This is a genomic window from Ruminococcus turbiniformis, assembly GCF_020687545.1.
GTDB lineage: Bacteria > Bacillota > Clostridia > Lachnospirales > Lachnospiraceae > Mediterraneibacter > Mediterraneibacter turbiniformis.
In genome coordinates this window covers 1-4,759 of record NZ_JAJEQX010000066.1, presented here as the reverse complement: position 1 = coordinate 4,759, position 4,759 = coordinate 1, and the positions used below count along the sequence as shown (strand labels likewise).

Annotated in this window: 5 protein-coding genes; 4 read left to right on the top strand and 1 reads right to left on the bottom strand. The window is 42.3% G+C overall.

Annotation, left to right across the window (positions count from 1 at the left end):
• The first annotated feature begins 432 nt into the window (after window positions 1–432).
• Entirely contained in the window at window positions 433–675 is a 243-nt protein-coding gene (locus LKD70_RS18150) for a hypothetical protein (RefSeq protein ID WP_227709265.1), read from the top strand.
• Window positions 676–779: 104 nt separating this feature from the next.
• On the opposite strand, the gene LKD70_RS18145 is transcribed toward LKD70_RS18150, so the two are convergent.
• The gene (locus LKD70_RS18145) at window positions 780–1,268 is read right to left on the bottom strand and encodes a MarR family winged helix-turn-helix transcriptional regulator (protein ID WP_227709264.1); all 489 of its coding nucleotides are present in this window, start codon (window positions 1,266–1,268) and stop codon (window positions 780–782) included.
• A gap of 175 nt (window positions 1,269–1,443) precedes the next feature.
• On the opposite strand from LKD70_RS18145, the gene LKD70_RS18140 reads away from it, so the two are divergent.
• Genes LKD70_RS18140 through LKD70_RS18130 form a run of 3 tightly spaced genes read left to right on the top strand, consistent with a single transcriptional unit; the run spans window position 1,444 to window position 4,636 of the window.
• The gene (locus LKD70_RS18140; RefSeq protein WP_227709263.1) at window positions 1,444–2,637 is read left to right on the top strand and encodes a M24 family metallopeptidase; all 1,194 of its coding nucleotides are present in this window, start codon (window positions 1,444–1,446) and stop codon (window positions 2,635–2,637) included.
• A 12-nt stretch (window positions 2,638–2,649) separates the two neighbouring features.
• A complete protein-coding gene (locus LKD70_RS18135) occupies window positions 2,650–3,822 on the top strand; it encodes a MalY/PatB family protein (protein WP_227709262.1) in 1,173 nt (390 codons plus the stop codon).
• Between the two features lie 25 nt (window positions 3,823–3,847).
• Window positions 3,848–4,636, top strand: coding sequence for an APC family permease (locus LKD70_RS18130; RefSeq protein ID WP_227709261.1), 789 nt, complete (start codon window positions 3,848–3,850; stop codon window positions 4,634–4,636).
• The last annotated feature ends 123 nt before the right edge of the window (window positions 4,637–4,759 follow it).

Sequence of the window (4,759 nt, the reverse complement as noted above, 5' to 3'; positions counted from 1 at the left end):
TGATGCATAACTCTTCTCGTATTGGATATAGAGCTTTACGGCTCTTAACCTGTCTTCGTAGGAATACATGTGCGTGACCTCCTCCTATTAATGACCTCATTTGGTCCAGGATTTCGTCCGCATCCCCGAATGGCGAAAATCGCCCGACGCTAACATCATTTTGGGACCGGACTATTTTCCGATCCTTTTCTGTCATTTATGCTCATTATAGAACCCGGAAAGGAGGCAAAAAACCTGTAGAATTGTGTTTCATATCCTGCATTTATCCTGTGTTTTCACTTTTTTCCCCACATAACGCCGGATGAAGAAACATTTTATCCCCGTTTTTTGCCTTTTTATTACAAATTTTACCTGTCAAATCAGATACCAGTTCTTTATTTTCGCGGCAGGGAATCATATAATAGGTATAAAATTAAAAGGAGATTAAATACTATGAATTTATCACAGATTGCCCGTCTTCAGGCTTTAAAGAAACATCTGGAAATTTTTCAGAATAACCATCCGCGCTTACAGCCGTTTCTGGAGGCTGTAAACAGGGAGGTACTTAAGGAAGGAAGTGTGGTTGAAATTTCAGTCACATCTCCCGAAGGAAAAACTCTCGTCACAAATATGAAACTTAAAAAAGAGGATCTGGAATTTATACGCGCACTGCACGAATTACAATCAGTCCGCTGATGTCAAATTCCCGCAATAATCTGCAGCCATCAATTGCCGGCACAACAAGTGCGGGGATATTATGGCTGTATTTTTCTGCTCTGCCAAATGTGTGCCGCAATAAATTAAACTTTTTTACTTTTTCGTTTTTTACTGCGGATTGCTTTTTCATTTCCGGAAGAGACTATATGTATAAAATCAATAATCTTCTGCAAATCTTCATCCGTATAATCGTTAAGCTTGGTCAGCACTTTTTCGTACTCTCTTCGGTCCAGCCTGCTATGATAATTATTTACGGTCTTTCCCTTTTCAGTGATATACAGCGCTATTCTGCGATTTCCTTCGGGATGCTTTTTCTTTTCAATAAGACCTTTCTGAACCAGTTTATCAACCAACTGAGAGACTGCGCTTTTACTCTTCTGATTTAGCCGGGCAAGCTCTGTAACAGTGATTCCCTCATAGGCAGCAATATCCCTTATCATATGGACTTCCGCCATATACAGGACATCATCCGTGCCATATGTTCTCGGAAGATTCTGGTTCATCTCAGAAACCTGGCCGAATGCAAACAGATCATCCATTAAATGTGTAAATAATTCTATACGTTTCATCATATTTTACCCCTTTTTATTATTACATTTTTTTCCTTATGAATCAATCATAATGTAATAATTCATCCGTATATGTTTGTTAAGTTACTTGACATATTAAACCGTTCGCGTTATCATATAGTTAAGTAAGTTAACACATTATTTATAGCAGTAAAAGGCTGCTGAAAGGAGGATTCAAATGACAAACTTAAGAGACCGCAATCAAAAGGAAATTCAGGCCAAGCTGCAGAAAGAAATGGAAAAACAAGGTTTTGACGGTCTTCTGCTTACGGACTTCGGCGCTATTTATTACGCCACCGGATACGCAAGCAAATTTCAATACCTGGCAGGCGTTCCCGGTAACACAATGGCCGTAGTTCCGGCAAAGGGAGAATGTATTCTGATACTAAGCGAATTTGAAATGCAGTCTCCGTTGGTGTACTGTAAAGACATCAAAATCGAAACGATTAATTCCCCTGTATTTATTGATGAGCTTGAGAGCATGGTTTCGTCTAAACCCGAAAAGCCCGACAGCAATGCAGGCTTCGCAAGAGCACTTGAAATAATATGCAGCGGCAGGCCTAACGCAAAAATCGGAATCCAGATGAATCATATGACGGTCACTCCCATGAACTTTCTTAAAGACCACGCCGGCGAGGCCACGATTACGGACTGCAGCGATCTTCTTAACAGAGTAAGAGCCGTTAAGACAGACTGGGAGATATCTGTTCTAAGAGAAGCTGCCCAGATGAGTGAAAAAACACTCTATGATTTTATGAAACATGAATACAGAGTCGGGATGACTCAGGCAGAATATTTAAATCTGATGACACGGAAAAGTTATGAAAACAGTGTGTACGTCACTGATTATATCGACATGAATGCCTACGGAACTCATTTTTCTCCGTCTTTCTTCGGCATAGACCGGCCAAGCAAAGAAGGAGATCTGATACGGTATGACGGCGGTATTACTTATATGGGATATCTTACAGATTTTGCCCGCCTGTTCTGTATCGGAAAGCCTTCTGACCGTGCAAAAAAGATCTATGCGGCGGAAGTTGCCGGATACGAAACCGTTATGTCAATGATAGGACCCGGCGTACCGATGGCCGATGTTTTCAAAAAAGCGCAGGAGGCTGTCAGGGAAAACGGTATTCCAAATTATCTGAGAGGTTTTGTCGGGCATTCAATCGGATGCAACGTATTCGCTGAAGAATGGCCCTATATTTCTCCATCTTCTCAGGAAGTATTCACTCCGGGAATGGTTCTGTCCATTGAATTGCCCTATTATAATCCGAATCTCGGAGGCCTTAATATTGAAGATACAGTCGTAATTACAGAGACCGGATATGAAAAATTTACAGATTGTCCGCGGGAAATTATAGAAATTTAGGAGGCAGCAAAAGTGAAATATAATTTTGGCCACACCATACGTCGTATCGGAACGTCCTGCAGTAAATGGGACAGCGAAAAATCATACCAAACAGGTGAAGTGATTCCCATGTGGGTTGCAGATATGGATTTTCCTGTCGCAGAACCAATCATGCGCAGTCTTAAAAAAAGGCTGGAGCATCCGGTAATGGGATATGTCTGGCGTGATCCTGAATTTGCAGAACTCACTACGCGTTGGATGAAGCTCCGCCATGGATGGGAAACAGACACGGACTGGGTCACATTCTGTCCGGGCATTGTCCCTGCTATCAGTGCGTCAATACAGGCATACACAGCTCCCGGAGAAGCGGTTATGATCCAAAGTCCTGTTTATTATCCTTTTAGGAATACAATTATCTCCTGTTCCCGAAAGGTAGTGGACAATCCATTAAAACTTTCAGAAGGCCACTACACTATGGATCTGGATGATATGCGCAGAAAAATAAAAGAAAACGACGTCAGGCTGCTGATTTTCTGTAATCCGCATAATCCTGTCGGGCGCGTATATACCCGCGGTGAGCTGGAAGAAATGGCACAAATCTGCCTTGAAAATAATGTACTTATTTTTTCGGATGAAATACACTCTGACCTTGTCTATAAAGGTCAGAAGCATATTCCGATTGCTTCCCTTTCCAGCGACATTTCCAATATAACTGCCACAGGAATTTCACCCAGCAAAACATTTAACCTTGCGGGACTGCAGACATCCTCTGTCATCTGTGAAAACACGGAGATGCGCAAGGCCTTTGAAAAAGTGATAAATATGAACTCCCTTCAGTTCTGTAATGTATTTGGCCTGGAAGCATACAAAGCAGCTTACCGCGAAGGAGAAGAATACCTTGAGCAGCTTCTTGAATATCTTGAAGCCAATATCCGTTTCTGTCAAAAATACTTTGAACATTACCTGCAGCCTCTGGAATTCAAACATCCTCAGGGAACATATCTCCTGTGGATAGACTGCAGGAAACTGGGATTATCTGCCAAACAGCTGGAAGAATTTATGCTGAAAAAAGCACGGCTCTCCCTTGACAGCGGATATTGGTTCGGACAGGACGGTGAAGGTTTCATGCGCATGAACATTGCATGTCCTCGGATGATATTAGAGCAGGCTCTTGAGCAGTTAAAAGATGCTTTAAAAACAATTTAGAAGAATATTCTTCGGGAGAAAAGAAATGAGAGAAACTGAGAATAATACAAAATTACAAAAATCTTTGCGCAAGCGCGATCTTCTCGCGCTTGGCTTCGGAGCAATTATAGGGTGGGGCTGGCTTTCCATGGGAAAAGTATGGATCACTTCTGCCGGTTCTGTCGGCGCCTGTGTAGCGTTTGCCGTCGTCGGCGTTATGATGTGCTTTATCGGACTGGCTTTCTGTGAGCTGACAGCCGCAATGCCAAAAGCAGGCGGTGTAATGAACTATACTTGGAGAGCCTTCGGTCCCCGGATGAGTTTCTTTGCCGCATGGATGATGTGTCTCGGTTATACGGCCATGACAGCCTGGGAAGGGCTTGCCACAGTAGCCGCTGTAGATTTTCTGTTTCCGGTAGAAGGCAACATGATCCTTTACTCTGTTGCAGGATATGATGTCTCTTTCGGTTCACTCGCAGTTGCGCTTATTGTTGCGGTATTTATGTTTTTTATCACCCTCAGAGGAATGAATACACTGTCAAAATTTAATAACATAAGCGTTATCATCATGGTTGTTATTGTCATTGTATTTGCCATTGCGGCATTTGTTAAGGGAGACACTTCAAATCTGGAGCCTAAATTTACTGACGGATTTTCCGGAGTAGTTTCCATCTGTCTGATGTGCGCGCTTTTTCTCGGCGGATTTGACACAATCCCTCAGGCTGCTGAAGAGGCGAATATTCCGAGAAAAAGTATTGGCAGCATCCTTCTCGGGGCTCTCGGACTTGCGATTGCATGGTATTTCGTTACGATTCTTGCTACTTCAATGTCATGATGTCGGGGTCAAAAGCCTTAGAAATAGAATCTTGAAAATTTAATATTTTACAGTAAATGCAAGCTTTTTTGCCTTTCACGAGTTATACTAAAAATAGTTTTTGAAAGGTGGTATGCTTCATGT

Coding starts and splice junctions, on each gene's coding strand:
- LKD70_RS18145 (WP_227709264.1), bottom strand. CDS start 1,268: ATGATGAAACGTATAGAATTATTTACACATTTAATGGATGATCTGTTT.
- LKD70_RS18140 (WP_227709263.1), top strand. CDS start 1,444: ATGACAAACTTAAGAGACCGCAATCAAAAGGAAATTCAGGCCAAGCTG.
- LKD70_RS18150 (WP_227709265.1), top strand. CDS start 433: ATGAATTTATCACAGATTGCCCGTCTTCAGGCTTTAAAGAAACATCTG.
- LKD70_RS18130 (WP_227709261.1), top strand. CDS start 3,848: ATGAGAGAAACTGAGAATAATACAAAATTACAAAAATCTTTGCGCAAG.